This window comes from Actinomyces oris (genome assembly GCF_006546825.1).
Taxonomy (GTDB): domain Bacteria; phylum Actinomycetota; class Actinomycetes; order Actinomycetales; family Actinomycetaceae; genus Actinomyces; species Actinomyces oris.
Genome location: NZ_VICC01000001.1, coordinates 206718 through 231782 on the forward strand (window position 1 = coordinate 206718; position 25065 = coordinate 231782).

General features: G+C 71.2%; 22 protein-coding genes. 11 read left to right on the forward strand and 11 right to left on the reverse strand.

Annotated features, from left to right (window positions below; translation table 11 throughout):
* Nucleotides 1-18: 18 nt before the first annotated feature.
* On the reverse strand, nt 19-417 hold the full coding sequence (locus tag FK267_RS00915; RefSeq protein WP_141405857.1) for a RidA family protein: 399 nt from the start codon (nt 415-417) through the stop codon (nt 19-21).
* Between the two features lie 196 nt (nt 418-613).
* Here FK267_RS00915 and FK267_RS00920 point away from each other — a divergent pair, with 196 nt between their 5' ends.
* From FK267_RS00920 to FK267_RS00940, 5 genes are all read left to right on the forward strand, one after another.
* On the forward strand, nt 614-1600 hold the full coding sequence (locus FK267_RS00920; RefSeq protein ID WP_141405858.1) for a hypothetical protein: 987 nt from the start codon (nt 614-616) through the stop codon (nt 1598-1600).
* A gap of 299 nt (nt 1601-1899) precedes the next feature.
* Entirely contained in the window at nt 1900-3582 is a 1683-nt protein-coding gene (gene pgm, locus FK267_RS00925) for a phosphoglucomutase (alpha-D-glucose-1,6-bisphosphate-dependent) (RefSeq protein ID WP_141405859.1), read from the forward strand.
* A gap of 552 nt (nt 3583-4134) precedes the next feature.
* Complete coding sequence (locus tag FK267_RS00930) at nt 4135-4665, forward strand: GNAT family N-acetyltransferase (protein WP_232622462.1); 531 nt, start codon at nt 4135-4137, stop codon at nt 4663-4665.
* 474 nt (nt 4666-5139) lie between these two features.
* Complete coding sequence (locus tag FK267_RS00935) at nt 5140-6099, forward strand: endonuclease domain-containing protein (protein ID WP_232622463.1); 960 nt, start codon at nt 5140-5142, stop codon at nt 6097-6099.
* 224 nt (nt 6100-6323) lie between these two features.
* Nucleotides 6324-7508: a YwiC-like family protein gene (locus tag FK267_RS00940; RefSeq protein ID WP_198498114.1), complete on the forward strand. Its 1185-nt coding sequence runs from the start codon at nt 6324-6326 to the stop codon at nt 7506-7508.
* A 61-nt stretch (nt 7509-7569) separates the two neighbouring features.
* On the opposite strand, the gene hisC is transcribed toward FK267_RS00940, so the two are convergent.
* Nucleotides 7570-8727 carry a histidinol-phosphate transaminase gene (gene hisC / locus FK267_RS00945; protein WP_141405862.1) on the reverse strand — a complete coding sequence of 386 codons (1158 nt, stop codon included), beginning with the start codon at nt 8725-8727 and terminating at the stop codon, nt 7570-7572.
* Between the two features lie 46 nt (nt 8728-8773).
* On the opposite strand from hisC, the gene FK267_RS00950 reads away from it, so the two are divergent.
* Nucleotides 8774-9181, forward strand: coding sequence for a phage holin family protein (locus FK267_RS00950; protein ID WP_141405863.1), 408 nt, complete (start codon nt 8774-8776; stop codon nt 9179-9181).
* 142 nt (nt 9182-9323) lie between these two features.
* Here FK267_RS00950 and FK267_RS00955 read toward each other — a convergent pair whose 3' ends face one another.
* The 3 genes from FK267_RS00955 to FK267_RS00965 all read right to left on the reverse strand — a co-directional run bounded on the left by FK267_RS00955 (nt 9324) and on the right by FK267_RS00965 (nt 12725).
* Nucleotides 9324-11111: a hypothetical protein gene (locus FK267_RS00955; protein ID WP_373693228.1), complete on the reverse strand. Its 1788-nt coding sequence runs from the start codon at nt 11109-11111 to the stop codon at nt 9324-9326.
* 176 nt (nt 11112-11287) lie between these two features.
* Nucleotides 11288-11509, reverse strand: coding sequence for a hypothetical protein (locus tag FK267_RS00960; RefSeq protein WP_075374848.1), 222 nt, complete (start codon nt 11507-11509; stop codon nt 11288-11290).
* Between the two features lie 544 nt (nt 11510-12053).
* Nucleotides 12054-12725, reverse strand: coding sequence for a class I SAM-dependent methyltransferase (locus FK267_RS00965; protein ID WP_141405864.1), 672 nt, complete (start codon nt 12723-12725; stop codon nt 12054-12056).
* 102 nt (nt 12726-12827) lie between these two features.
* Here FK267_RS00965 and FK267_RS00970 point away from each other — a divergent pair, with 102 nt between their 5' ends.
* The 3 genes from FK267_RS00970 (at nt 12828) to FK267_RS00980 (ending at nt 15623) form a co-directional block, all read left to right on the forward strand.
* Nucleotides 12828-14132: a C1 family peptidase gene (locus tag FK267_RS00970; RefSeq protein ID WP_141405865.1), complete on the forward strand. Its 1305-nt coding sequence runs from the start codon at nt 12828-12830 to the stop codon at nt 14130-14132.
* 240 nt (nt 14133-14372) lie between these two features.
* Complete coding sequence (locus tag FK267_RS00975; RefSeq protein ID WP_141406251.1) at nt 14373-15131, forward strand: siderophore-interacting protein; 759 nt, start codon at nt 14373-14375, stop codon at nt 15129-15131.
* 120 nt (nt 15132-15251) lie between these two features.
* Nucleotides 15252-15623: a hypothetical protein gene (locus FK267_RS00980; RefSeq protein WP_141405866.1), complete on the forward strand. Its 372-nt coding sequence runs from the start codon at nt 15252-15254 to the stop codon at nt 15621-15623.
* Between the two features lie 6 nt (nt 15624-15629).
* Here FK267_RS00980 and FK267_RS13540 read toward each other — a convergent pair whose 3' ends face one another.
* The gene (locus FK267_RS13540; protein WP_141405867.1) at nt 15630-16019 is read right to left on the reverse strand and encodes a ribonuclease HepT family protein; all 390 of its coding nucleotides are present in this window, start codon (nt 16017-16019) and stop codon (nt 15630-15632) included.
* The gene (locus FK267_RS00990; protein ID WP_141405868.1) at nt 16016-16486 is read right to left on the reverse strand and encodes an XRE family transcriptional regulator; all 471 of its coding nucleotides are present in this window, start codon (nt 16484-16486) and stop codon (nt 16016-16018) included. Before FK267_RS00990 ends, FK267_RS13540 begins: the two co-directional genes overlap by 4 nt.
* Before the next feature lie 502 nt (nt 16487-16988).
* On the opposite strand from FK267_RS00990, the gene FK267_RS00995 reads away from it, so the two are divergent.
* Nucleotides 16989-17399 carry a hypothetical protein gene (locus FK267_RS00995; RefSeq protein ID WP_075378744.1) on the forward strand — a complete coding sequence of 137 codons (411 nt, stop codon included), beginning with the start codon at nt 16989-16991 and terminating at the stop codon, nt 17397-17399.
* A gap of 5 nt (nt 17400-17404) precedes the next feature.
* Nucleotides 17405-18850, forward strand: a complete 1446-nt coding sequence (purB, locus tag FK267_RS01000) for an adenylosuccinate lyase (protein WP_141405869.1) — start codon at nt 17405-17407, stop codon at nt 18848-18850.
* A gap of 645 nt (nt 18851-19495) precedes the next feature.
* Here purB and FK267_RS01005 read toward each other — a convergent pair.
* The 4 genes from FK267_RS01005 to FK267_RS01025 form a co-directional block, all read right to left on the reverse strand.
* Nucleotides 19496-20749 (reverse strand): thiopeptide-type bacteriocin biosynthesis protein, encoded by a 1254-nt coding sequence (locus FK267_RS01005; protein ID WP_141405870.1) that lies wholly within the window; start codon nt 20747-20749, stop codon nt 19496-19498.
* The gene (locus FK267_RS01010) at nt 20746-23388 is read right to left on the reverse strand and encodes a lantibiotic dehydratase (RefSeq protein WP_141405871.1); all 2643 of its coding nucleotides are present in this window, start codon (nt 23386-23388) and stop codon (nt 20746-20748) included. Before FK267_RS01010 ends, FK267_RS01005 begins: the two co-directional genes overlap by 4 nt.
* Nucleotides 23385-24620 (reverse strand): PqqD family protein, encoded by a 1236-nt coding sequence (locus FK267_RS01015; RefSeq protein WP_141406253.1) that lies wholly within the window; start codon nt 24618-24620, stop codon nt 23385-23387. The genes FK267_RS01010 and FK267_RS01015 overlap by 4 nt, the downstream gene beginning before the upstream one ends.
* Before the next feature lie 98 nt (nt 24621-24718).
* Nucleotides 24719-24922: a thiocillin family RiPP gene (locus tag FK267_RS01025; protein WP_020992058.1), complete on the reverse strand. Its 204-nt coding sequence runs from the start codon at nt 24920-24922 to the stop codon at nt 24719-24721.
* Between the last annotated feature and the right edge of the window lie 143 nt (nt 24923-25065).

Here is a 25065-nt window from a genome sequence, read left to right on the forward strand (position 1 = left end):
TTTTTCAATCGGGCCGGCTCAGGACCGGGCGGCGATGGCCTCGATCTCGACGCCGGCCCCCAGCGGCAGGGCGGCCACCCCGAAGGCGGCCCGGGCCGGGAGGGTCTCGCCGGTGAAGTAGCGGGCGTAGACCTCGTTGACGGCGGCGAAGTCGGCGATGTCGGCGAGCAGGACCGTGGTCTTGACGACGTCGTCGTATCCGAGCCCGGCCTCGGCCAGGATGGCGCCCACGTTCTTGAGGACCTGCTCGGCCTGGGCCTGGATGTCTCCCTCGACGAGCACGCCGGTGGCCGGGTCGAGCGGCACCTGCCCGGAGACGAAGACGAGCGAGCCGGCCCCCTGACCGGTGGAGACGCCCTGGGAGTAGGGGCCGACGGCGGCGGGGGCGTTGGTCGTGGCGATACGGCTGACGGTCATGGGTTCCTCGTTCCTGCTGGACGCTGGGGTTCGGCCGCGTTCCCGGCGGGCGGAGTGGCGGCCCGGGTGGCAGCGCAGTGGCGCCGACGCCCGGGCCAGACTACCCATCCCTTTCGCATCGCCCGCTTCCTAGACTCGGGGTGGTCGACCGCATCGGGGTCGGCGCACCCCGCTTCGCTCCTATCGAAGGACTGCCGTGAAGCTGCCCTCCATCCCCTCACGCGACGACCTGGCCGCCCGGGCCCGCGGCCTCGCCGGACAGGCCGCTTCCGGCGCCGCCAAGGCCGCGGACACGGTGTCCCAGGCCGCGGCCGGCGCGGCCGCCCAGACCTCCCAGCACCTCGGCGTCGACCGGCTTCCAGGCCTGCCCGGCCTGTCCCGGCCGGCGAAGGATGACGGAGCCCCGATCGACGTCGACGCCGGGCCACAGATCACGGGCACCGCCTTCGCCCGGACCCTCGCCACCGCCTTCGCCGCCCGTCCTCACACGCGCAGCGCCAGGAGCCTCCTCATGGGCGCCGACTTCCTGCGCACCGGCCTTCGACTGGGAGGCCGCGAGCGCAAGCAGCTCAAGAGCCGCGGATTCGCAGCCGAGACCACTGGCGCCACCGGCGCGCCCGACCTTGATGTCGCCGAGCTCATCCACGTCCACGGCCGCCGCCTCCCCAATCTCATGCGCAACGCCTCCTACCGGGTCATCAAGCGTGACGTGCGCGCCGTCACCGACCACGGATCGGCTACCGGCTCACTGCACTGGATCGGCGTCTCGGAGCAGGAGCATGCCCGGGGCGCCATGGGGTGGACCCGCCTGTGCGTGGACACCGATCAGACGGACCGGCTGCCCGTGCTCTCCGGGGACCATCACCTCGACATCGTCATCGCTCCGGTGGGTCAGGAGCCCGCCGAGTACGCCAGTGACATGGCCGGCCTCCTGCCGCAGGGGATACCGGCTGAGGCGTGGCAGGCGCTGACCACCGACCCGACCCGCCCGGTCATGCGCCTGCACCTGCTGGGCCAGGACCGTATCGGGGTCGACGCCGGCGGAGACACCTACACGTTGTTCAGGAACGTGCCGCACACGGTGCGCGGCTCGCTGCTCATCATGGGCAACCGGATCAGGCGGGCCGAGCTGTGGCTAGCGGATCGTGCGAACATCGACATCCTGGAGTGGCTGCCGGTGTAGGGGCACCGGGTCTCACCCATCGGGCCTCGCGCCCACCGCTGGCCACCTGCCTCCAACCCACCACCTCCAGCCCGCCGGTCGGCGGCACGGGCAGCCGACATGGCCCCGACTGGCCGCGCCCGCCCCGCCGCCCGGGACCTACGGCACTTCCACGGCGGCCCTCGCGGCGAAGCCTCCCACAACGCCGTCGTCGTCGGACATGGAGCCCCGCCGATCACCGCGTCCCGGCCTCGGAACAGCCAGTGTTTCGCACAGCGAAACGGGCTGATCCAGCCAGTGGCACGTGACACACTGTGCCCATGCACGCACGCGCAGGACAGCCAGCACAGCCCGAAGACCTCATCGACGTCGACGAGGTCGTCTCCGCCTACTACGACCTCGTCCCCGACCCCGCCGTCCCGGCTCAGAAGGTCGTCTTCGGTACCTCCGGGCACCGCGGCTCCTCTCTGGACACCGCCTTCAACGAGGCCCACATCGTGGCCACGACCGCCGCCATCGTGGAGTACCGCCGCTCCCAGGGCACCGACGGCACCCTCTACCTGGGCCGCGACACCCACGCCCTGTCCGAGCCCGCCTGGCGCACCGCCGTCGAGGTGCTCGCCGGGGCCGGGGTGACCACCGCCGTCGACGCCCGGGGTGCCTACACGCCCACCCCGGCCGTCTCACACTCCATCCTCCTGGCCAACGGCGCCGGGACCGAGGCGGGGGTGCGCACGAGCGGCCCCGGCCTGGCCGACGGCATCGTGGTGACCCCCTCCCACAACCCGCCACGCGACGGCGGCTTCAAGTACAACCCGCCCACCGGCGGCCCGGCCGGCTCCGAGGCCACGACGTGGATCGCCAACCGCGCCAACGAACTGCTCGCCTCGGGGTGGCAGGACGTCCCGCGGGTCCCGGTCGCTGAGGCCCTCGACGGCCCCCACATCATCAAGCACGACTACCTGGAGACCTACGTCACCGACCTGGAGAGCGTCATCGACCTCGAGGCGATCCGCAAGGCCGGCGTGCGCATCGGGGCCGACCCGCTGGGCGGCGCCTCGGTGGACTACTGGGGTGCGATCGGTGAGCGTTACGGCCTGGAGCTCACGGTGGTCAACCCCGAGGTGGACCCGGCCTGGCACTTCATGACCCTGGACTGGGACGGCAAGATCCGCATGGACTGCTCCTCCCCCAACGCCATGGCCTCGCTGCGCTCGACGATGACGCCCGACGCCGAGGGCAAGACCCCCTACGACGTCGCCACCGGGAACGACGCCGACTCCGACCGCCACGGCATCGTCACCCCCGACGGCGGGCTGATGAATCCCAACCACTTCCTGGCCGTGGCCATCGAGTACCTCTTCACCCACCGGCCCGGCTGGCCCGCCGACGCCGCCGTCGGCAAGACCCTGGTCTCCTCCAGCCTCATCGACCGGGTGGCGGCCGCGATCGGCCGCACCCTCATCGAGGTGCCGGTGGGCTTCAAGCACTTCGTGCCCGGGCTGCTCGACGGCTCCATCGGCTTCGGCGGCGAGGAGAGCGCGGGGGCCTCCTTCCTGCGCAAGGACGGCACCGTGTGGACCACGGACAAGGACGGCATCATCCTGGCCCTCCTGGCCAGCGAGATCATCGCCGTCACCGGCAAGTCCCCCTCCCAGTTGCACGAGGAGCAGGTGGAGCGCTTCGGCGCCAGCGCCTACGCACGCATTGACGCCGCCGCCTCCAAGGAGGAGAAGGCCAAGCTCGCCGCCCTGGCCGCCGAGGACGTGACCGCCACCGAGCTGGCCGGCGAGGAGATCACCGCCCGCCTGGTCGACGCACCCGGCAACGGGGCCCCCATCGGCGGGCTCAAGGTCACCACCGAGGACGCCTGGTTCGCCGCGCGCCCCTCGGGCACGGAGGACGTCTACAAGATCTACGCCGAGTCCTTCAAGGGTGCCGAGCACCTGGCCCAGGTGCAGGAGGAGGCCAAGAAGGTGGTCGCCGCGGCCCTGGGCGACTGACCTCGCGCTGACATTCCCTCCCCACCGAGCCGGGCATTTCTCAAGGCCCCGACAGTATTTCTGTCGGGCTACGCGAGAAGTGCCCGGCTCAGCACCTGCCCGCCTCCTGCCCTGCCTCACACCACCCTGTCTCTCGCCGCCCTGCCCACGGGGACATTCCACGCGGCCGGGTGCGTGTCCTTCCGGCCGGGGGCATTCGACGCCGTCGGGGACAGCAATCCCGTCCCCCAACGCGCAGGATGCCCCCGACCGGAAGAAAGTGTCCCCGCACGCGCAAGACGTCCCCGATCATGACCGCATCATCCGGAACTTCACCGTCGTACCCCACCCGCACCACCCACGGGGACATTCTGCGCGGCCGGGTGCGTGTCGTTGCGGCCGGGGGCATTCGACGCCGTCGGGGACAGCAATCCCGTCCCCCAACGCGCAGGACGTCCCCGGCCGGAAGAAAGTGTCCCCGCACGCGCAAGACGTCCCCGACTGTGACGGCGGGACGCGCGGAGACACTGGTGAATGCTCGACGTCGATCTACCGACTGGTGAAAATATGGCCATGGGTACCTCCGACTCCCCCGTCCTCCACATCCGCACGGCCCGGACAGCCCGGGCGGAGCAGGCGCAGGACGCGGCCATGGCCGCTGCCCTGGAGGCCATCTGCTTCCCACCCGAGCAGGCCGCCAGCCCGACAACGATCGCCGAGCGGATGGCTACCTACGCCGACCACTTCTGGCTCATCGAGGACGAGGGCGGCATGCTGCTGACGCTGGTCAACGGACCGTGCACCCACGCGCGCGATCTGAGCGACGAGATGTACGAGGCGCCCACGATGCACGACCCCGACGGGGCCTGGCAGATGATCCTCGGCGTCGCTACGGCTCCCGCGGCTCAAGGGCAGGGGCTGGCCACCCGACTGCTGCGCACCGTCATTGAGACAACGCGCGTCCACGGCCGCCAGGGCCTGGTGCTCACCTGCCTCGACGACCTCGTGGGCTTCTACGCGCGCCTGGGTTTTGTCGACGAGGGCCTGTCCGCCTCCCACCACGGCGGCGTGCCCTGGCACCAGATGCGGCTCACCCTGGCCTGAGCATCGCGAAGCGCACCACCCACGGGGACATTCCGCGCGGCCGGGTGCGTCTCGCTGCGGCCGGGGGCATTCGACGCCCACCCGACCAGCACCGCAGCACCTGGACGTCTCCACGGCGGCGCCTTCCTGCCTCGCACCGACCTAGCCACGGGGACATTCCACGCAGCCGGGTGCGTCTCGCTGCGGCCGGGGGCATTCGACGCCGTCGGGGACAGCAATCCCGTCCCCCAACGCGCAACACGTCCCCGGCCGGAAGAAAATGTCCCCACACGCGCAGGATATCCCCGCACGCGCCGGATGTCCCCGGCCACCGCCACTACCACCGCCGCCACCTGGCCCTACCGTCCCCACACGCGCGGAAAGTCCCCGCAGATGGCGACTCTCCGGGTGCCACAGGTCGCCGGGTGCAAGCCCCCTCCACAGGGCTGACGCCGTCGGGCTCCTCCTCCCGCGCGTCGCCCCACGATGGGAGGCATGAGTACCACCATCCTCGAACGCACCGACCTCGCACACAGTCCCAGCCCAGCACCATCGCTACCGCTGCTCCTCACCTCCGACCCGGTCATGACCGGGGCATCCCGTCTGTTCGCGGGCCCGGGACTCACCCGCATCGCTCCGGGGACCTACGTGCCCTCCCAGGAGTGGGCGGAGGCCAGGCCGGACCTGAGGCACATGACCCTCATCCGGGCCGCGATGGCCAAGACCCGCGGCGACGTCGTCCTGCTCGGCCCATCGGCCGCCGTGTGGCTCGGGCTGCCCCTGGTGGGCCGCCTCCCCGGGCGAGTGCAGTGCCTCCGCCTCAGTGAGGCCCGGGCGCGCACGGCGCTGCTTCAACGCCATCGCCGCCCCGGCCTGGGCGACCTGCTCAACACATCCGGCGCCCACACCTCGTCCATCGCCGACACGGTCGTTGACCTGGCCCGGTGGGGCGGGCTCACCCAGGGCGTCTGCGCCATGGACGCCGCCCTGGCCTCCCACCTGTGCACCCGCGCCGAGCTGAACGACGCCGTCGACCACCTGGCCACCGGCGCCCGCGGCATTCGCAGTGCCCGCACCGCCATCCACCTGACCGACGCCCGCTCCGAATCTCCCGGCGAGTCCCTCTCCCGTGTGCGCATGTGGCAGGCCACCCTGCCCCGCCCCGACCTCCAGCACGAGGTCCACATCGACAGCCACACCTACCGCCTCGACTTCCTGTGGCCCCGCACCAAGGTGGTCGGCGAGTTCGACGGCCGCATCAAGTACCGCAAGAACAGCGTCGGCAAGGACGCCGAAGACACCGTCCTCAACGAGCGCCGCCGCGAGCTCGCCCTGACCCGCGCCGGTTACGACGTCGCCCGCTGGACCTGGGAGGAGGTCTGGCCAACCGACGCCCCCGCCATGCTGCGCGAACTCGCCCGCCACGGCATCCACCCCACCGGGGTGCGCTGGTAAGGCGCCACCGATCCCGGCGCCGCCCTGCCCGCGGGGACATTCCACGCGGCCGGGTGCGCGCCGCCCCAGACGGGGCCATTCGACGCCGTCGGGGACAGCAATCCCGTCCCCGAACGCGCAGGACGTCCCCGACCGGAAGAAAGTGTCCCCGCACGCGCAAGATGTCCCCGGCTGGAAGAGAACGTCCCCAGCCAGCTCTGGGGGCAAGCGATTAGGGTGAGGGCGTGAGCCAGTCACGCCCGTCGAGGCCGTCCAAGCACCACGTCGAGCACCCCTCCGCGCACACCGATCCCCCGCGCCCGACGCCGGCCGCCGGATCGGCGGACTCCCCCGCGCCTTCCACATCCTCCGCGCCCGCCGGCTCCCCGACGAGCCCGGAGGCCGCGTCGACCGACCAGGCCCTGACTCCGCCGGGAGCCTCCACGGCGCCCTCCGGCACCACGGCGCTGCGCCGAGCCCCCTCTCAGCAGTCCCGCCCCGGCCCGCAGGACGACATCATGCTGGCCACCGGCAAGCCCCGGCAGACCGAGCGCCCCAAGCCCCCCACCCAGGAGCAGATCCGCCGTCAGCCCGGCCGTAAGGCCTGGGTCCCCAACCAGCACGGGGCCTGGTCGATGCTGGTGCTGCCGCCGATCGTCGGCTGGGTCGTGGGCGGCTTCAGCTGGGTGAACCTCCTGTTCCTTCCCGCCTGGTGGGGCGGCTACCTCACCTACTGGTCCTGGTCGCAGTGGCTGCGCACCCGCTCGGCCCGCAAGCGCGCCCTCATCATGCTGCCGCTCCTGGTCTACACCGGCTGGACGGCCTCCCTGGCCCTCATCACTCTGCTGGTGGCGCCCTACCTCATCCAGTGGGCGGTGCCTCTGGCGCCACTGTTCGCCATCGCGTTGCACCAGGTGTGGCGCGGTCACGAGCGCTCACTGCTCTCGGGGCTGTCGACGACGACGGCCGCCTCCCTCATGGCGGCCGTCACCTACAGCCTGGCGGTGCGCGGCGACGGCGGCTTCCTGGGCCTGGGGACACCGAGCTCCCCCCTGCCCGGGGCCTCCCCCAGCGGCGCCCTGACGGGCTGGTCCTGGATGTGGCTGGTCACGGCGCTGACGGCCGCCTACTTCGGCGGGACGGTCCCCTACATCAAGTCGATGATCCGCGAGCGCTTCAACTACACGCTGCTGGCCGGCACGGTGGCGGCGCACGCGGTGGTGGCGGCGGTGACGTGGTGGCTGGCGTCGTCGGGGATGCTGCCGTGGGGGCACGCCGTCCTGTGGGCGGTGCTGACGGTGCGGTCGCTGGTCATGCCGCTGTGGCAGTGGCAGCTGGTGCGCGCGCGCCACCGCCCGCTGCGCCCGGGGACGATGGGCATCGTCGAGGTCTTCATGTGCGTGGCCTTCCTGGTGACGATCTCAGTGTGACCAGGCCTGCGACGACGCCGTCACCCGCCCCGCCCTGTCGGCGGACCCGCTCCGGCGGGCCTCAGTGCTCGGCGCGCCAGGCGGCCGCGGCGGCCAGGACCCTCTCGTTGTCCGACGTCGTCCCCACCGAGACCCGCACGCCCTCACCGGCGAAGGGCCGCACGAGGATGCCGGCGCCGCGGAAGTGCTCGGCCAGCGCCGTCGTCTGCTCACCCACGCCGAGCCAGAAGAAGTTGCCCTGAGCCTCGGGCACCTGCCAGCCCTGGGTGCGCAGGGCCTCCACGACCCGGTCCCGCTCGGCGGCGACGGCGGCCGAGCGCTCGGCGGTGCGGGCCAGCTCTCCCTCCCCCAGGGCCGCGGTCGCGGCGGCCTGCGCAGGCAGGTTGACCCCGAAGGGTGTGGTCACCGAACGGATGGCGGCGGCCAGGCCCGGCTCGCACACGAGGTAGCCCACGCGCATCCCGGCCAGGGCATGGGCCTTGGAGAAGGTCCGTGAGACCACGAGGTTGGGGGCCCCGGCCAGGAGGGTGAGGGCGTCGCCGGCCCGCGGGTCGGTGACGAAGTCGAGGTAGGCCTCGTCGATGAGGACGACGACGTCGCGCGGCACCCCGGCCACGAGCTCGGCCAGCTCCTCGGCGGTCAGGATCGTCCCGGTGGGGTTGTTGGGGGTGCAGGCCATGACCACGCGGGTGCGGGGGGTGATGGCCGCCAGCATGGCAGGCACGTCGTGGCGGGCGTCGGGGGTCAGCGGGACGCGCACGGCCCGGGCCCCGGCGACGGCCACGCAGATCGGGTAGGCCTCGAAGGATCGCCAGGGGATGACGACCTCGTCGCCGGGCTCGCAGACGGCGTCGAGCAGGTGCTGGATGAGGGCGACCGAGCCGTTGCCGACGACGACCTGATCGGCCTCCACGCCCCAGCGGCGGGCGAGGGCCTGCGTGAGGCTCTCCCCAGTCATCTCCGGGTAGCGGTTGACCCCGGTGGCAGCGCGGGTGATGGCCTCGACGACCGCGTCCTGCGGCGGATAGGGCAGCTCATTGGAGGAGAGCTTGGCGATCTGCGCCGCCGTGGCGGCGTCGGGGCGGGCCCCGGGCACGTAGGCGGGCAGGGCGGCGACGTCGGGGCGGATGCGCACCGTCGTCGAGGGGGCGCTCTCCGATCCCCCGGCGGGGGACGCGGGACTGGGACCGCCGGGAACTGGGGTCGCTGCAGGATTCATACCCCCATCTTGGCACCGGCACAGGTTGCCCGGGCACAATGGGCCCATGGAGATCGTGGCACGAACCGTCGGAAACGCGGCCGGCCTGTGGCTGGCCACGCGCCTGCTGTCCGGGCTGAGTGTGCCCGAGGGTGTGGGTGCCTCCCACATGTGGCTGAACCTGCTGGTCCTGGGCCTGGTGCTGGCGCTGGTGAACTCGCTCATCAAACCGGTGGCGAAGTTCCTGACCTTCCCGCTCTACATCATCACCTTCGGGCTGTTCGCCCTGGTGGTCAACGGCGCGATGCTCTCGCTGACGGGCTGGCTCACCGACCACATCGCGGCACTGGGCGCCGGCGGCTCGGTGCCGCTGGGGCTGGAGGTCGCCTCCTTCGGCTCGGCGGTGGCCGGCTCGATCATCGTCTCGGTGATCTCCTCGATCATCGCCGCGATGCTCGTGCGCCGCGAGGACTGAGGTCGACGACGTCGGAGGTGCGCCGGACGGCTCAGCTGATGCAGGCCGGCGTCGCCCAGCGTCACCTGGCGGCTCCCCGTGCTTCGCGGAGCAGGCCGGCACCTGCGTCCCAGCACACGTCACCACCGTCATGACCTCACACCTAGTGCTCGCCCGTCGACTGCGGGCTCGGGGTGGGCCGGGGATAGGAGGGTTGCGCCGAGGGCACCTTGCCCCGGTAGGTGGCGCCGCCCTTGTAGATCCCGTTGGGGTCGGTGTTGCGCTGGACCGCGAAGGTGTACTCGGTGGTGGTCGTCCCCTGCTCGCCGGCGCCCGAAGCCCGCGAGAAGGACTTGTTCCAGTCGGCCAGCTCGGGCGCCTTGTCCTCCAGCCCCTCAGCGGCCTGGGCGTAGGCGGAGGAGGCGTGCGGGTAGCCGTTCGTGCTCGTCTGGTGGGTGTCGAGCATGGCGACCTGCCGGTGGGGGCCTGTGGGTGTGGGGGCGGCGTCGAGCCCGGGGACGGCGTCACCGGTGTTCTCCAGGTGCAGGGCGTGGACGTCGTCGGGGATGTCGGCTCCCGCGGTGGGCGAGCCGGCGGTGAGGACCGTGGTGATGTTGTAACGCCCCTGGATCGCTGGGTCGGCGGCGATGTTGGAGACCGTGATCCCACCCTGGGAGTGGCCGTAGAGGGCGACCTCCTCCCCCGGTTGGATACCGGCCTGGCGCATGGCGGTGACGACGCCGCTCTCCATGGCCGTGGGCGTGCCACCCACGGCCTCGAGGTTGGTGAGCAGGTCCTGCGGCTCGCCGTCGCCGGAGGTCCAGTCCGTGGTGCCGGGGACATAGACGACCCAGGAGACTCGGCCGTCGGCGTGCTCGACCCGTTGGATGGAGATGACCCCGGCCTCCTCGTAGCCCTGCCCCAGGGAGTTCCTGGAGGACTGCACCTCCTGGCAGTGGGTGATGGTCTCGGAGATGCTCTGCGGGGACTTGGCCTCCTTGCCCTTGCCGGTCATACCGGGATTCACGGCGCTGGCGAGCCCGAAGGGGTCTTTGGCGGCGGGCGGCAGCACGGTGGATCCGGTACCGCCGACGGGGGTGACCGTAACGCCGCTCTGGGTGCCGTAGACCCCGGCCCCTATCGCGGCGGCGTTCGCGCCCAGGACCATGGCGACGCGTTGCATGGACGTGAGGCTCGTGGTGTCGACGGTCTGCGTCCCGACGGCAACCTGCCCGGGCAGGCGCTGCTTCGCCCAGGGGTCGAGACGCTGGGAGACCTGCTGGAGGTAGGCCTGGACCGTGGCGGCCTCCCGCCCGGTCTTGGCATTCTTCAGCCAGCGCGTCAGCAGGACGATCCTGACGAGGTCCTCCTTGACCCACTGCTCGGTGGTCGGGTCACTGAGCAGGAGTTGGAGGACCTCGACGGCGGCCTGCCCGTCCTCGTTGTCCTTCACCAGCTCATAGAGCAGCCAGCTCGTCGCCGGTGAGGACGCCAGCAGAGTTGCGATCGTGGGGAACTGAGAGGCGATTGCGACGGACCCCAGCGCCATCTTGAGGAGACCGGAGTCGAAGGCCCGCACGTCCACGGGTCCCACCAGACCATTGACGGGAGTGGCCTTCCCGTCGGCCAGGGTGTGGGCCTGGGAGCAGGCGGTGACGTCGGAGGCAATGCCGCGCAGCGTACCGGCGACGGCCTCGAGCGACCCCGGCCCGGTGGTCAACGCATCCAGGGCCTGAAGAGCGACGGACTTCTCCAGATCGAGGCCCGCCAGGATCGGGTAAGGGATGCTGGGTGGGGATACCGGTGGAGGCGGCGCCTCATTCACTTCAGTGACCACATTGGCTATGAGGGTTCGCGCGTCATCCAAGGAGCCTGCCGCCGAGTTGAGGCTGCTGGCCAGGGAGTCGAGATCACTCGTGTTCACGGAGACGGTTCCGCCCGACACCACCACCGCAGGGCCACCACTCCATATGGTCCAGCTGTGGCCGCTATCCTCCGGGGCGGCCGAGGCGGGAGGAGTCTTGGGTTTCGGGGGCGGCTGGTTGGCATAAGGCGGATCCGTCGCGTGGGGGTTCTGCTTCCAGGCGGGGTACTGACTGTCTCCGTCCATGGCAACTGGACTCATGATCAGCTCGTTCCATCCGGTGAGTTGCGTGACTCGATGACACCGACCTTGGAGGAGGCCGTGTCGTAGCGCGTCGCCAACGCGGTCAGGAGCCCGGAGGCATTCGTGAGCGCCGTCTGGCAGGCGGTGGAGTCCGCCCCCACCCAGCTGGCGGGGACCGAGGTGGGGAACTGAGTGACAGCGGCGTCGTAGTCCGCCCTGGAGCGTGACAGTGAGAAAGACATGACTCGACGGTAGGGCGACCTGAAGGCGGCCGCAGCGCCGGCTTGCAGCCCTGTGGATCAGCCCTGCACTCCGGCACCTGTGGCCCCCGGTGAACCGCACGTCCTCGCGCCGGGAGACGGGGAGGGGCTCGCCGCACTGACCGGTGGCCGGGCCTCGGCCTCGCACCCACTCGATAAAGGACTCGGCCCGCGGTCCGGTTTCCCGGACCGCGGGCCCAAGCCTCGCGAGGTCCTCCTGCTACCCGGCTTCCCATAAGGCCGGGGAGGCAGGACCTCCTTCACCAGAACGTCCGGTCCGGGCTCCCTAAGACCCGTTCCAGACTCGGAGACCTGCCAGTCATCGGGCTCCCCAACCCTCGTGACCGGTTCCGTCCGGCGGCAGTAACTATGTAACCCACCGATCCTGAGCGGACCCCCCGAATTCCCCTATGAACACGCTGAGAAATAGGCGCCATTCCGCCATTTCTACGTAGTGTGCACCACATCCCGGCGATTACCCAGAATATTCCGGCACTTCTTCAGGGCCTTTCCCACGGCTTGTCCATCAAACCGAGGCCGGCGGCCTGCGCAGGCACACGACGGCGTCGGCCCGGTACCCCTCCTGACCGTCGGGCCCCGTGGCCTGCCGGTCCCGCTCCTCGCCGACGACGACCTCCCAGCCGGCCGTCGCCTCGGCCAGGCCCTCGAGGAGCTCGGCGGCCGTGTAGGTGCGGGCGTGGTGGGTGTGCCAGGGCGGGTTGACGGCGTGCACCGCGGTGAGCAGGTGCCCGCCGGGGGCGACGCGGGCGGCGGCGTCGGACAGGAGGGCCATGAGGTCCAGAGAGCCCGGCTCGTGACCGCCGTGGACGTAGAAGCTCGTCACCAGGTCGAAGGGGCCGACCGGCAGGCCGTCTCCGGCGTCGTGCACGCGGCCGGTCACGCGCGAGGCGACCCCGAGTCGCTCGGCCTGCCCGGTCAGGCGCCCGATGGCGGTGGCGGACAGGTCCAGCCCGACCACCTGCCAGCCGCGCTCGGCCAGCCACAGGACGTCGGCGCCCTCGCCGCAGCCGATCTCCAGGGCGGTCCCGGGGCTCCAGTCGGTGGCGAGCTCCGGCAGCCAGTCGTTGGGGCGACCTGACCAGAGCTGCTCGACCGAGGCGTAGCGCTCCTCCCAGCGGGAGGCGGAGTGAGCGGCGTCGGACTGCGGATCGGAATGCTGCTGGCAGGGCTGCGTCATGCCGCGATCCTACCGACGCCGGGTCACCCGGCAGGCGGTTCAGCGACGGCGCCCGGCGGCCCGGCGGGGACGCGAGCGCTCCGCCCGATCTATCCTCTGCCCATGACAATCGACACCTCCTGGGTCGCCCAGCGCAATGCCGCCTTCCTCGCCGACCCCGCCGCCCGCCTGGCCGGCAACGCCGTCGCCACCACGGACGTGGAGCAGGTCTCCCTGGACCGGACCGCGGTGACCGCCATCGACACCTCCGTGTCCGACCTTGTCCCGGACGCCTCGATCACCGACCAGAAGCAGTCGGGACGCTGCTGGGCCTTCGCAGGCCTCAACGTGCTGCGCGCCTCCATGCTCAAGGAGCTCGAGCTCGACTCCCTGGAGCTGAGCCAGGCCTTCCCCTTCTTCTACGACAAGCTGGAGAAGGCCAACGCCTTCCTCACGCGCGTCATCGCCGAGGCGGACCGCCCCCTGGATGACCGCGAGGTCGTCGACTCCCTGTACTCCCCCATTCCCGACGGCGGCTGGTGGCCGGAGTTCGCGCGTCTGGTGGCCAAGTACGGGATCGTCCCGGCCTACGCCATGCCGGACACGGTCTCGGCCGGCAACTCCGAGGCGATGAACGAGCACCTGGCCACGCTGCTGCGGCGCACGGCCCTGCGACTGCGGGCCGCAGTGGCCGACGGCGTCGACCCTGAGCCGCTGCGGCTCACGGCCCTGGAGCAGGTTCACCGGATGCTGTGCATCCATCTGGGGACCCCGCCCGAGGAGTTCGTGTGGCAGTACCGCGATAAGAACAAGGAATTTCACCGGGTCGGGACGCTCACGCCGCGACAGTTCGCGCAGCGCTATGTCACCGGGGTGGAGGAGTTCGTGGTCGTGGCCCACGACCCGCGCCCGGAGATCGCGGTCAACACACGCTACGGCATGGGCCGCAGCGACGTCATGGTGGGCGAACCGGTCCAGGACCACGTCACCGCCGAGCTGGAGGTGCTCAAGGCCGCCGCAATCGCCGCGATCCAGGACGGCGAACCGGTGTGGTTCGCCTGCGACGTCGCCAAGCAGCGGGACAAGAAGGCCGGGATCTGGGACGCCGCCCTGCACGACTACGAGGGCCTGTACGGGGTGGACCTGTCGATGACGAAGGCCGAGCGGCTGGTGGCGCGCGAGTCGGCGCTCACCCACGCCATGTGCCTGACCGGCGTCGACCTGGTGGACGGCGTCCCGCGGCGCTGGCGGGTGGAGAATTCCTGGGGTGACAAGTTCGGGGACAAGGGCTTCCACACAATGAGCGACTCCTGGTTCGACGAGTACGTCTTCGAGGTCGTGGTGCGCGCGAGCCGCCTGCCCGAGGAGGTCCGCGCCACCCTGAAGACCGAGCCCGTCATGCTGCCCAGCTGGGACCCAATGGCCTGAGGCGGGTGGGGCAGGCCCTGGCCGGCGCAGGCAGCTCGACGACGCCCCGCTCCCGGCAGCCCGGGCCACCGCGGCCGCCCGGGCCCGCCGGGCACTACCCCGTCCAGCACCCACCCATCGCCGGAATTCTTTCGGCATTTTCTCCTGTGTTCTCAGCAGCAGGTCCTAAGCAAGCCTTCAACCATTCCGGTTATGGTTCGCCTGAGCGCGAGATCAGACGACCGGGAGGCGGACACGCAGATGGCACGTGGTGGGAGGGGATTCCAAGGCACAGTGCTCAAGGCGCTGCGGGCGCCGGAGCACAAGCTCACGATTACCGCAGTGCGCGAGCTGGCGCCCTACACGGAGTTGACTGTTCACTGCCCGAGCCTGCTGGGCACCAGCGCCGCCATGCTGCCGCCCACCGCCTGGGTGCGCATGTGGATCCCGCAGGGCGGCCGCCAGCACCAGCGCGCCTACACCATCACCCGCATCAACCGCGAGCAGGCCACCGCCATCATCCTGGTCCTGCACCATGAGCCCGCCGGCCCGGCGTCGCGGTGGTCGAAGCGCGTCAAGCCGGGAGCCACCGTGTCCGTCCAGGTCATGGGCGGCACCGGCTACCGCATGCCGTCCCCCGGCGACCGGATGCTGCTGGTGGGCGACCAGGCCTCCGCGCCCGCACTCGCCGACGCCGTCGCCGCCTCCCCGCCGAGCAGCCTGGCCACCGTCGTCATGCTGGCGCCCGAGGCCGGCTTTCTGCCGCTGGCCGCGCGCGACCATCGGCTCATCCGCGTCAATCCCGGGATCTCCGAGGAGAAGCTGCTGGCCGCCGTCGACCGCACCCTGTGGGCGGACACCGGGGACCTAGCCCTGGACTGGGTGTTCATCGCCTTGGCGAGCAGCGCCACCAAGGCGGTACGACGCCACCTGATCGCCTCCGGTCTGAGCCGGCGCAGCATCCAGCACCAGGGCTACTGGACCCGCGACGGCGCCATGGGCGCACCCTCCGAGGCCTGAGGCCCGAGCCCTGAGCCCGGCCGGCGTCGACCCGCCCTTGCCACCGGCCGGCCTCCGACCAAGGCACCGGCTTAGACTGAGGACGCTTGCTACCGCAACCCGTTCGCCGAGGTGCTCGCCATGCGACTCATCAAGCCCGCCATTCTTGTCCTTGCCCTGACCGTCCTGGTCACCTCGATCGGGAGCCTGTTTCTCGGGTGGCAGTTCAGCAGCCTCAACACATCGCTGTGCATGCTCCTGCTCGGCCTGGTTCTGCTGCAGGCCCAGACCTCAGATCCGGGCGAACGCAACCTGTCGCCGTCGGGAATCCGGTTGCTGGGGATCGCCGGACTCGTCCTCTCCGGACTCGTTCTCGCGCGAGGCCTCTACCGGTCCGACGTCGTCGCGCTCCTCATCCTGCCCGAACTGGTTCTACTGGGTTACGTCCTGGTGCGCAGCCTGAGGGACCGGCGGACCCGCGAGGTCACCGCACACACGACCTCGGCCCGATAGGGTCCGTCACCCGCGGGCATGGATCCGGTCCAAGATCTCGGGAACACGCCGAGTGATTGCCATCCAGAAAAGACTGTCATCCATCGATCGATAGCCTGCGTGTGCCGCAATATTGCGTGTGGTTCGAATGGCCCGGCGTTCGTCCTCAGAGATCGCCACCAGGTAAGGCAAGAACTCAGGTCGCTCCAGCAGAGCGGCAAGTCGGATGATCACCATGCAGGCAACGTCATAGGCTTGAGCACCGTCGTAAAACTCTTCTCGTCCGTGCGCGATGACGACGTCGATCCGGTCACGAATCAGCGCAAGCTCGGCGTCCAGATTCTCACGATCATGGAGCCTCACCCCATCCTGCCTGGTACGCGGAGTAAAGCGAGCCCGTTGACGCTCCTCGTTCACAGCGGCACCGCCTCTCGTGCAGCGGCAGTCAACTGAACAGGTAGGGGGGAGTCGGAAACGACGTCGGTCGGGAACCCAGTGAGTCTCTCAACATCATCAACGAACAGGGCCAGGTCGAACAGGTCGGTACTGGTCGACGGCGTGACCAGAAGGTCGATGTCAGAGTCGAAGTCATCCTCCCCCCTGACTGACGATCCGAAAACGCGGAGGTTGCTGAGGCCATGAGACTCGGCGCAGGCGAGGATTTTATCAGCCTGCATAGCAAGTGGGAGTGACGGTCGGTAACCGGCTGCGCGCAGCACCGCCTCGAGCAGCTCGTCGGACACCGCACGCGCCCCGGACTCCACCTGCATCAAGACCGACTCGTTCAAGCCAACACGCTGGGCCAACTGCACCCGTGAGAGCCCTGCATCCAGACGCGCAGCACTAATGAGTGCTGGTGCGTCATCAGTACGGAAGCGACCCATGAGGTCAGCATATGGCACAACCAGCCGCCCGGGACCTTCGACGACGTCGATCGAGGACGTACTTTCGCGCCGAGGGCTGCGCTGTCCCCCAGATGACTGGGGGTGGGACCGCGTCGTTTGGAGGAGAAGCACGTCCTCGGCGCGAAACGCAGTCCTCGGCTCGGGGAGCGGCCCCGAAGCCGAGCGCGAGGCGGCAGTCGACGACGTTCGACGGCGACGACATCGGTGGCGCCGTCGGACCCAGCCGCATCGGGCTTCCTTCCATCGACTCATGGTGTCCAAGCGGGCCCGACCTCCTATGGCATCACAGAGGCATCACATTCTCCCTGGTCGGAACTTACTTCACGGGTCCGGGGTCGGCGTGCCGTATAGGCTGGCGGCGACCGGGGAGTGCTCCCCGCCAACGACGACGGACCACTTGTTGAAAACGACACAAGGATCCGGCAGGATTTTGCCCGGTCATACCATTCCCCACCATGCCCGCCCTAGAAGGTCATCTACCATGCGACTCCTCCCTCCAGTCGTCTTCACACTTGCCACGACCGTCCTGGCCCTGACGGTCGGCGGCGGCCTGTTCGGCTGGGAAACCTCCCTCCTGACGCCGCTGAGCCTGCTCACGGTCAGTCTCATCCTCTTCCAGGCCCAGCACGTTCAGCGCGCCGAGCCGTCCCAGCGGATCCCGGGCCCCTCGATCCTCGCGCTGGCCGTCATCGGCCTGGGGCTGGCGGCCGCCCTGCTCGGCCACGGCCTCTACAGCCATGAGCCCGCCGCCGCCATCAACCTGCCGTCGGCCGGCATCCTGCTGTTCGTCGTCGTGACCGCCTACCGCCGACGCCGCCCCGAGGCCCAGCCCGTCCTCGTCACGACCCAGGAGGCCCCGCTCGCAGAGATCGGTGCCAACCTGCCACAATGAGCGGCATGGTCGATCTCTCCGCAGTCTCCCCCGCCATCGCCCTGGGCCCCCTGGACGGCCGCTACCGCGCCGTCGCCGCCCCGCTGGTCAACCACCTCTCCGAGGCCGCGCTCAACCGGGCCCGCCTGCAGGTCGAGGTCGAGTGGCTCATCCACCTCACCGACGGCGGCGTCCTGCCCGGCGCCCCCCGCCTGAGCGAGACGGAGAAGAGCTACCTGCGCGGCGTCGTCGAGGACTTCGGGGCCGAGGAGATCGCCGAGCTCGGCGCCATCGAGGCCGAGACCCGCCACGACGTCAAGGCCGTCGAGTACCTCCTCAAGCGGCGCCTGGTCGCGGCCGCCCAGGCCCCCGGCGTCGTCGGCGCCGACGGCGGCCCCACCGTGCTGCCCACGGTCGGCGAGATCGTCCACATCTTCTGCACCAGCGAGGACATCAACAACCTCTCCTACGCCCTGACGATCCGGGGTGCCGTCGAGCAGGTGTGGCTGCCGGCCGCCCGCGGGCTGGTCGAGGACCTGGCCGCCATGGCCCACGAGCACGCCGACGCCGCCATGCTGGCCCGCACGCACGGCCAGCCGGCCACCCCCACGACGCTCGGCAAGGAGATGGCGGTCCTGGCCCACCGGCTGCGCCGCCAGGTGCGCCGCGTCGAGGCCACCGAGTACCTGGGCAAGATCAACGGCGCCACCGGCACCTTCGGTGCGCACGTCGTCTCCGTGCCCGGCGCCGACTGGCAGGCGGTGGGTCGCGGCTTCGTGGAGCACCTGGGCCTGACCTGGAACCCGCTGACCACGCAGATCGAGTCCCACGACTGGCAGGCCGAGCTCTACTCCGACGTCGCCCGCTTCAACCGGATCGCCCACAACCTGGCCACGGACGTGTGGACCTACATCTCCCTGGGCTACTTCCACCAGCGCCTGAGCGCGCAGGGCTCCACCGGCTCGTCGACCATGCCGCACAAGGTCAACCCGATCCGCTTCGAGAACGGCGAGGCCAACCTGGAGATCTCCTGCTCGCTGCTGGACACGCTGGCCGCCACTCTCGTCACCTCCCGCCTCCAGCGCGACCTCACCGACTCCACCACGCAGCGCAACGTGGGCGTGGCCCTGGGGCACTCGCTGCTGGCCGTGGACAACATCCGGCGGGGCCTGGCCGGGCTCGACGTCGACCGCGCCCGCCTGGAGGAGGACCTCGAGGCGACCTGGGAGGTGCTCGGCGAGCCCGTCCAGCAGGCGATGCGGGCGGCCGCCGTCGCCGGGGCAACCGGCATGGCCGACCCCTACGAGCGCCTCAAGGAACTGACCCGCGGCAAGAAGGTCACGCCCGAGGGCATGCGCGAGTTCATCTCCGGGCTCGGCATGCCCGACGACGTCGAGGCGCGGCTGCTCGCCCTGACGCCCGCCACCTACACGGGCCTGGCCGCCGAGCTCGTCTCCCACCTGGACGACTGAAGGCACACAAGCAGATCAGACCGGGAACCGCCGGCCGGGCGGCGCCGGCTGGACGACGCTACCCAGGAGTCGCTGGCAGAGAGGCACTGGCTGGGAGACGCCGACCGGGGACCGGCGACTAAGGACTGTTGCGACAGTGGGGTGAAGCGTCCGCGTGTTCGTACCTTAGGGCGCGCGTTCGTACCCTCTACCCCTCGAACGCGAGACCTAAGGTACGACCGCGACGTCGGCCACTAGCGAGAACCGGCCTCCGCCCGGACATACGCAACAGGACCTAGGAGTCACAGGCCGGCCCAGGCGCTGCGCCCGCACTGCACGAGGGTCGGGTCCTACCGGCCAGAGGTTGTGCGTACTCCACGAAGGTCCCGACCTCGTGGAGTACCCCCGAACCTCCCCTAGTAGCGCCCGACCCTCGTGGAGTACCCCAGGCCCAGCCTGACGGCAGCTCCTTCATGGACACATGACGCCCTTCATCGACAATCATGGTCGCTCATCGACACTTTCAGGCCTTCATCGACACTCCACGGCCCTTCATGAACACCTCATCGACACTTCATGCGCACTCTGGCGCCCTTCATCGACAATCAGGGGCCTTCTCATGGACACTTCGCGCGGTTCTGGGTTCCCGGGCGCCGCGGCGCCCGGCTACCCGACGGCGGCTGAGGGCTGGGCCGGGGGCACGGCGCCCCCGGTCAGGAGCTGGCGGGCGCACAGCCCGGCGATGCACTCCTCGGCCGGGTTGAGGCCGAGCCGGTTGACGTCGATGTGCAGCAGGTCCAGGGCCCGGCGCCCGCCGGTGCCCGCCCCCATGACGCCGATGGCGCGCCCGGCGTCGTCGGCCAGCTCACCCACGGCCGCCGCTGCCTGGCTCCAGGACGGGATCTCGTCGAACTGGAACTCGATGACCTCCAGCAGCTGCTGAACGATCGGCCCCAGGGCGCTGCCGTCGCGCAGGTGCGCGGGGAGCCGCGAGCCCCACATCCGCAGGTGGGCGGAAAGCAGCTCGGCTTCGGGCAGCGGCGCACTGCGGGCCGCCAGCGCCAGGAACCGCGCCGCCAGGGCCGCCCGCGGCACCGGCCGCGGAATCTGCCACACCTGATGGTCCAGGCACCATCGGCTCGAGACGTAGAAGTGCCGCTCGGCCTCCTCGACGCCGGCCACACCCCCGTACTTGTCGTACTCGGGGCCGTAGACGCCGAAGGTGATGCCGGGCCGGCTCGCGCCGATCCCCCCGGTCATCGGATCGGAGACGAGGCGCTCAACCGTGCGCGCCTCGGTGCGCTGGGCCACGGCCCCCAGCTCGCGCATGCTCGCGTAGGCCTCATCCAGGACGCCCTCGACGGCCTTGAGCCGCAGCCGGATGTGGTGGCCGCGCAGGTCGACGAAGCGCAGGAAGTGCGCCGAGCGGATGTCCCACTGGCCGCGGGCCCGATCCAGCCACTGGGCGACCTCGGGCAGCAGGGCGTCGGTGTCGTCCCCGCCGGCGCAGTAGATCCGCGCATACAGCCAGCCGACCCCCTCACGCTGACCGGCCATCGCCGCGCCCCGCTGGCGCATCGCGCTGTGCTGGGCGCGCAGGTTGCCGAAGTCGGCGGCCGCCATCTCCAAGGGCTGGATCCCCGGGATCGAGCCGCCCGCCTGCGGCTTCGCGCCCCCCAGGCCGACCATTCCGGCCTGGCCGGCCTGACCGCCCTGACTGGGCTGGCCCACCTGGCCCACCTGGCTCACCTGATCCATCTGGCCCACCTGGCCACCCTGGCTCGCCGGCCCGGTGCGCTCCGCCTGCTCGCTGGCCCGCGAGCGCCCCCCGAGCCAGCGCAGCCTGCGGGAGCGGATGAGCCGGCTGGGCTGGTTGCGCTGCTCGCGCCGGCTGGACTGGACGTCGTCGTGCGTGCTCATGCCATGCCTCCCAGGTTCTTGGGCCACTGGAGTCCCACCAGGTACTCGGCCACCGTCGGCTCACCGTCCTGGGTGAGCCCCAGGGCCTCACCGCGGGCCGGCAGGGCCTCGACGAAGCTGATGTGGGCGGCGCCGGGGTCGATCCAGCCGCGCAGCGCCAGCAGTGACACCGGTGAGGTGAGGTCCACGTAGCGGGGCTTGTGCTGGTCGAAGGTGGCGCCCTGGGAGGGCATGTGCTGGTGGACGAACACCTCCGTGGGTATGCCCCACTGCTTGCGCAGGTCGTCCATGTGCAGCAGGGTCGTGGACAGGTCGCGGTCCATGAGCGGGGCGATCTGGCGGGCCGGGAAGGTCCAGGACTCGCGGCGGGTCACCAGGCGGCCGGCCACGGTCCGCTCGGAGTGCATCACCTCGTCGGGCAGGGGCCCGTTCAGGTCCCGACGGCGGCTGGTCCAGTGGTCCGCGAACGGAGGCAGCCGGGACCAGGGGTCGCTCAGCAGCACCAGCCAGGACAGGTAGCCGCCCAGGAGGTACTGGGGGGTCAGGCCCAGGTAAGCCAGTCCCACGGGCCCGGCGTCGTCGGCCAGGAACAGGGTGCTCGTGGCCGGGTCGTGGACGAGCCGCAGGGAGCTGAGGGGGACCGCCTCCGGCGCCCCCGGCTCACCGGGCAGCCCCAGCGGCGGCAGGAGCCCGCAGGAGACGGCCTGACCGGTGTTGCACTCGGTGCTGGCCTGGATCTCCAGGACCCTCTCGGTGCCCCAGGAGGTGCGGATCCGTGTGGCCAGGCGCTCCCGGAAGCCGGAGCCCAGGAGCCGGTGGAAGCGGGCCTGGAGGGAGCCGTTGGCGTTGGTGAAGGCGTTGACGACGGTCAGGCCCCCGCCGGCGGCGTAGGTCCGGGCGCTGGGGGCCACCGGCTGGAGGAAGGCGCCCAGGTGCCTGGGCGAGCCGGAGAGCCCGCCGGACAGCGCGGCGCGCTCCTCATTGGGACCGGCGGCATAGTCGAGCCCGGCGGCGCGCAGCATCTCCTGGTCGCCATCGGGGGCGTGGGCGATGGTCATGAAGAAGGCCAGCGGGTCCTTGCACACCCCGCCGTTTCCGAACAGGGAGACGAAGCGGGCCACCATGAGGTCGTAGATGTGGGAGCGGGCCACCCAGGGGTCGGCGAGCTCGCCCAGGGTCTTGACGTCCTGCTCGAAGGGGGCGTCCTCGAGAGGGTCGACCCAGCTGCGGGTCGACTCGCGGTCCTCGTAGAGGAAGCCGCTGGGGCGCTCGCCGAGCTCGCCGTCGGGGAAGACCCGCTCGGCCAGGCGCACCGTGCGGTTGAGGAGCTCGGCGCGGCCGGGCCCGTCGGCGGCGCCGACGGCGTCGTCGAGCCGGGCCAGCCAGGCCAGGTCCTTGCCCCACTGGCGCTGCTGCTCCGGAGAGAGCGAGGCGGCCAGCAGCGGGAAGGGGTTCTCCCCGCGGTACCAGGGCACGTGCGGCACGATGGCACCGGAGGCCAGCAGCCGCTCCAGGCGCAGGCGTGGGTCGGCGCCGCCCACGCGCTCGCAGGCGTCGCGCACACTGAGCACGGCGTGCATGCCGCCGCCGGTGAGGGCGTCGTGGGTCTCCTGGAGCCAGCGGGCGGGCTGGATGGTCTCTTGGCGGAAGACCATGCCGTTGCCGTACTCGTGCTCGCCGACGACGGTCAGCGCCTCCGCTTCGACCTCACGGGAGGGGTACTGGCCGTAGGCGCCGGCCGCGTCCGGGCCGGGTGCGGCGCTGTAGGACCGGCGCACGGGGGCGGGCTCGAGGTAGAGGGCGCCGTCGGCGGCCAGGTCCTGGGCGGTGGCGCTCAGGATGCGGTAGGCCAGGTGGGTGGCCACCATGCGGTGGCTGCGCCCGGTGGAGGGCTGGCCCGCCTCGTTGACGGTGGTCAGTCCCGAGAAGGGGCTGGTCTTGAGGGCGGCCCGGGTGGCCAGGGTGTAGAGGGTGCGCAGGACGCGGGGGTCCTCGAGCCGGCGGCCGCGGGCGGCCAGGGTGGAGACCAGGGCCGGGGCGGCAATCGCCAGGGCCTCCTGGTAGCCGGGCTCGTCGAGGCCGGCCGCCAGCAGCTCGCGGCTGCGGTCCAGGTCGACGTCGACCAGGACGGCCAGGCGGGCGCGGGTCTCCTCCTTGCGGGCCACCAGGGCGTCCCAGCGCTCCAGCAGCGCGCGCAGCTCGGCGGGCAGGGCCGCCAGGACCTCCTCGGACAGGTCGGTGGCGCGCCCCTGGAAGACGCAACGCTTGGCGCGCAGGACCGGGCGGCGCTCGGCCTTGTCCAGGGTGGGGACGATCTCGTAGAGCGGGTCGAGCAGCTGGTCGGCGGCGCCGTCGAGCACCTCGTCGAGCCGACGCAGGTAGTCCAGGGTGCCGATGACGGCGGCGCTGGTCTCGGGGACGGCCCGCACCGGCAGCCCGCCCAGGCGCACGAGGGTCGGCAGGGCCACGGCGGGCTGGGCCAGGGCCGGGGGCTCCGGCTCCGGTGCCGGTACCGGCGCTGGTACGGCGGAGGTCGGAGCGGATGGGATGGGCTCCCCGGGGGTCACGGCGGATACGGGCTGCGGCTGTGGCTGTTGGGAGGGGGAGGCACCGGCACGAGAGAGAACCGGCTGCGTCATAGGAGGAAACCTTTCAAGAGGGCGTACAGCCAGTAGCCTATCCATACAATGCTCATCACGAAGGCCACCAGTCCGAGAAGAGAGCACGCCAGCCCGTAAATGAAGTAGCCCCAGCGCACCGCGGGCCGCATGACGGCCAGGCCCGGCGGCAGCGGCTGGCGCGTCAGGATGCAGCGCAGCACGAACATGGAGCGCCCGCGCAGGTTGACCGAGCCGGTGGCCGCCTCGACCGCGGCGACGCCGTCGGACTGGGTGAGGGGGTTGAGGTTGGTGACGAGCATGGTGAGCTGGAAGGCGCACAGGGTCAGGGCCACCTGGCGCACCGTTCCCGTCGAGGCCCAGGCGACGGCCGCCTCCAGTCCGCAGACGACGCCGTCGGAGAAGATGCCGGCCAGGGCGAGCATGGTCAGCCCGCTCCGGGAGCGCACCCGGTAGGAGTCAGTGCGGTCGACGTAGGCGATGGGGATCGCCCAGAACATGAGCGCCACCCCCAGTCCGCGGATGGGGGTGCCCAGGTAGCCGGCGACGATGGCGTGCCAGGACTCGTGCAGCAGGATGCTCACCAGCTGGATCGCCACCGCCGTGACGAAGACCAGGACTCCCGGGCGGGGTCCCCCGGCCAGGGAGCTGAGCGCCATGGCCCCGGCCGCGTACCCGCAGGCGGCCAGGGCCAGGAAGACCCAGCTGAGCGCGGGAGCCGGCAGGCGCTGGAGCAGGGTGACAACGGGAGCGACGATCCGGTGGTACTTGCGGGCGATGATGATGCGGGGCAGCCACCAGCCCCCGCTGCGGCGGGGCCTCTCGACCTTGAGGTGGCGGGCCCGGCAGGGCTGGGCCGTGTGGCGTCCACGGCTGCGCCTGGTGCGCGCCGGGGCCGCCGAAGCGGCGGGGTCGGCGGGGTGGGCGGAGTCGGGCTGGCCACCCGCCAGGAGGCCCTTGTCGCGCAGGTTGTCGACCAGGCCCGTGATGCGCTGGGCGCCCGCCTCATCGATGTCCTGGGGCAGCTCCTCGATGATGGTCGGCAGGGGGCGCACCCCGTCGAACTGGCCCACGATGAAGGCGGCGGCCGCGCCGAGCCGGTGGTACTTGCCCGAGTCGGAGTCGAACAGCATCGGCTGGTTGTCCATCCCGACGATGAGGCTCACCCCGCGGCGCAGGCGCGGGATCGGGCTCGTCGGGCGGCTACCAGGGCTCGTCGGCGCTCTCGTCGCCGTACTCATCACCGTGCTCATCGTGGGCTCGTGGCTCCCTCCGGTCGGTTCGCGGGCATCCGGGGTACCGCCAGTGGCGGGCAGGGGACCCCGGTCCCCTGCCCGCCACCATGGGGTCGTCAGCAGGACGTCGTCGACGCGCTGGCGGCGCAGGCCGGGCACGAGGCCGAGGCCGCGCTGGCCGGGCACGAGGCCGAGGCGGCGCTGGCCGGACAGGACGCGCTGGCGCTGCTGAAGGCACAACCCAGGGCGTTGCCCTCGGGCAGCTCCTCGACGCCGAAGTCACTGTCGGCGAGGGTGAGATCAATCGAGCTGTTCGTCATATGCTGTTCACCTCCTTCTCTCAGGTGTCTGGTGGGCAGGAGCGGGGCCCTTTCGGGCCCCGGGGGTCCGGTCTGCCGGGACCGGGCCCCAACCCCGCGAACGGGGTGGTCCGTGGAACACTGGGGAACTCTGTGACGCGGTA

Excerpts from the sequence above, each read along its gene's own strand:
- FK267_RS00970 (WP_141405865.1), top strand. The coding sequence starts at position 12,828 with ATGACAATCGACACCTCCTGGGTCGCCCAGCGCAATGCCGCCTTCCTC.
- FK267_RS01005 (WP_141405870.1), bottom strand. The coding sequence starts at position 20,749 with ATGAGCACGCACGACGACGTCCAGTCCAGCCGGCGCGAGCAGCGCAAC.
- FK267_RS01015 (WP_141406253.1), bottom strand. The coding sequence starts at position 24,620 with ATGAGCACGGTGATGAGTACGGCGACGAGAGCGCCGACGAGCCCTGGT.
- FK267_RS00930 (WP_232622462.1), top strand. The coding sequence starts at position 4,135 with ATGGGTACCTCCGACTCCCCCGTCCTCCACATCCGCACGGCCCGGACA.
- FK267_RS01025 (WP_020992058.1), bottom strand. The coding sequence starts at position 24,922 with ATGACGAACAGCTCGATTGATCTCACCCTCGCCGACAGTGACTTCGGC.
- FK267_RS00935 (WP_232622463.1), top strand. The coding sequence starts at position 5,140 with ATGAGTACCACCATCCTCGAACGCACCGACCTCGCACACAGTCCCAGC.
- FK267_RS01010 (WP_141405871.1), bottom strand. The coding sequence starts at position 23,388 with ATGACGCAGCCGGTTCTCTCTCGTGCCGGTGCCTCCCCCTCCCAACAG.
- FK267_RS00960 (WP_075374848.1), bottom strand. The coding sequence starts at position 11,509 with ATGTCTTTCTCACTGTCACGCTCCAGGGCGGACTACGACGCCGCTGTC.
- FK267_RS00980 (WP_141405866.1), top strand. The coding sequence starts at position 15,252 with ATGCGACTCATCAAGCCCGCCATTCTTGTCCTTGCCCTGACCGTCCTG.
- FK267_RS00990 (WP_141405868.1), bottom strand. The coding sequence starts at position 16,486 with ATGGGTCGCTTCCGTACTGATGACGCACCAGCACTCATTAGTGCTGCG.
- FK267_RS00995 (WP_075378744.1), top strand. The coding sequence starts at position 16,989 with ATGCGACTCCTCCCTCCAGTCGTCTTCACACTTGCCACGACCGTCCTG.
- hisC (WP_141405862.1), bottom strand. The coding sequence starts at position 8,727 with ATGAATCCTGCAGCGACCCCAGTTCCCGGCGGTCCCAGTCCCGCGTCC.
- pgm (WP_141405859.1), top strand. The coding sequence starts at position 1,900 with ATGCACGCACGCGCAGGACAGCCAGCACAGCCCGAAGACCTCATCGAC.
- purB (WP_141405869.1), top strand. The coding sequence starts at position 17,405 with ATGGTCGATCTCTCCGCAGTCTCCCCCGCCATCGCCCTGGGCCCCCTG.
- FK267_RS00950 (WP_141405863.1), top strand. The coding sequence starts at position 8,774 with ATGGAGATCGTGGCACGAACCGTCGGAAACGCGGCCGGCCTGTGGCTG.
- FK267_RS00965 (WP_141405864.1), bottom strand. The coding sequence starts at position 12,725 with ATGACGCAGCCCTGCCAGCAGCATTCCGATCCGCAGTCCGACGCCGCT.
- FK267_RS00915 (WP_141405857.1), bottom strand. The coding sequence starts at position 417 with ATGACCGTCAGCCGTATCGCCACGACCAACGCCCCCGCCGCCGTCGGC.
- FK267_RS00975 (WP_141406251.1), top strand. The coding sequence starts at position 14,373 with ATGGCACGTGGTGGGAGGGGATTCCAAGGCACAGTGCTCAAGGCGCTG.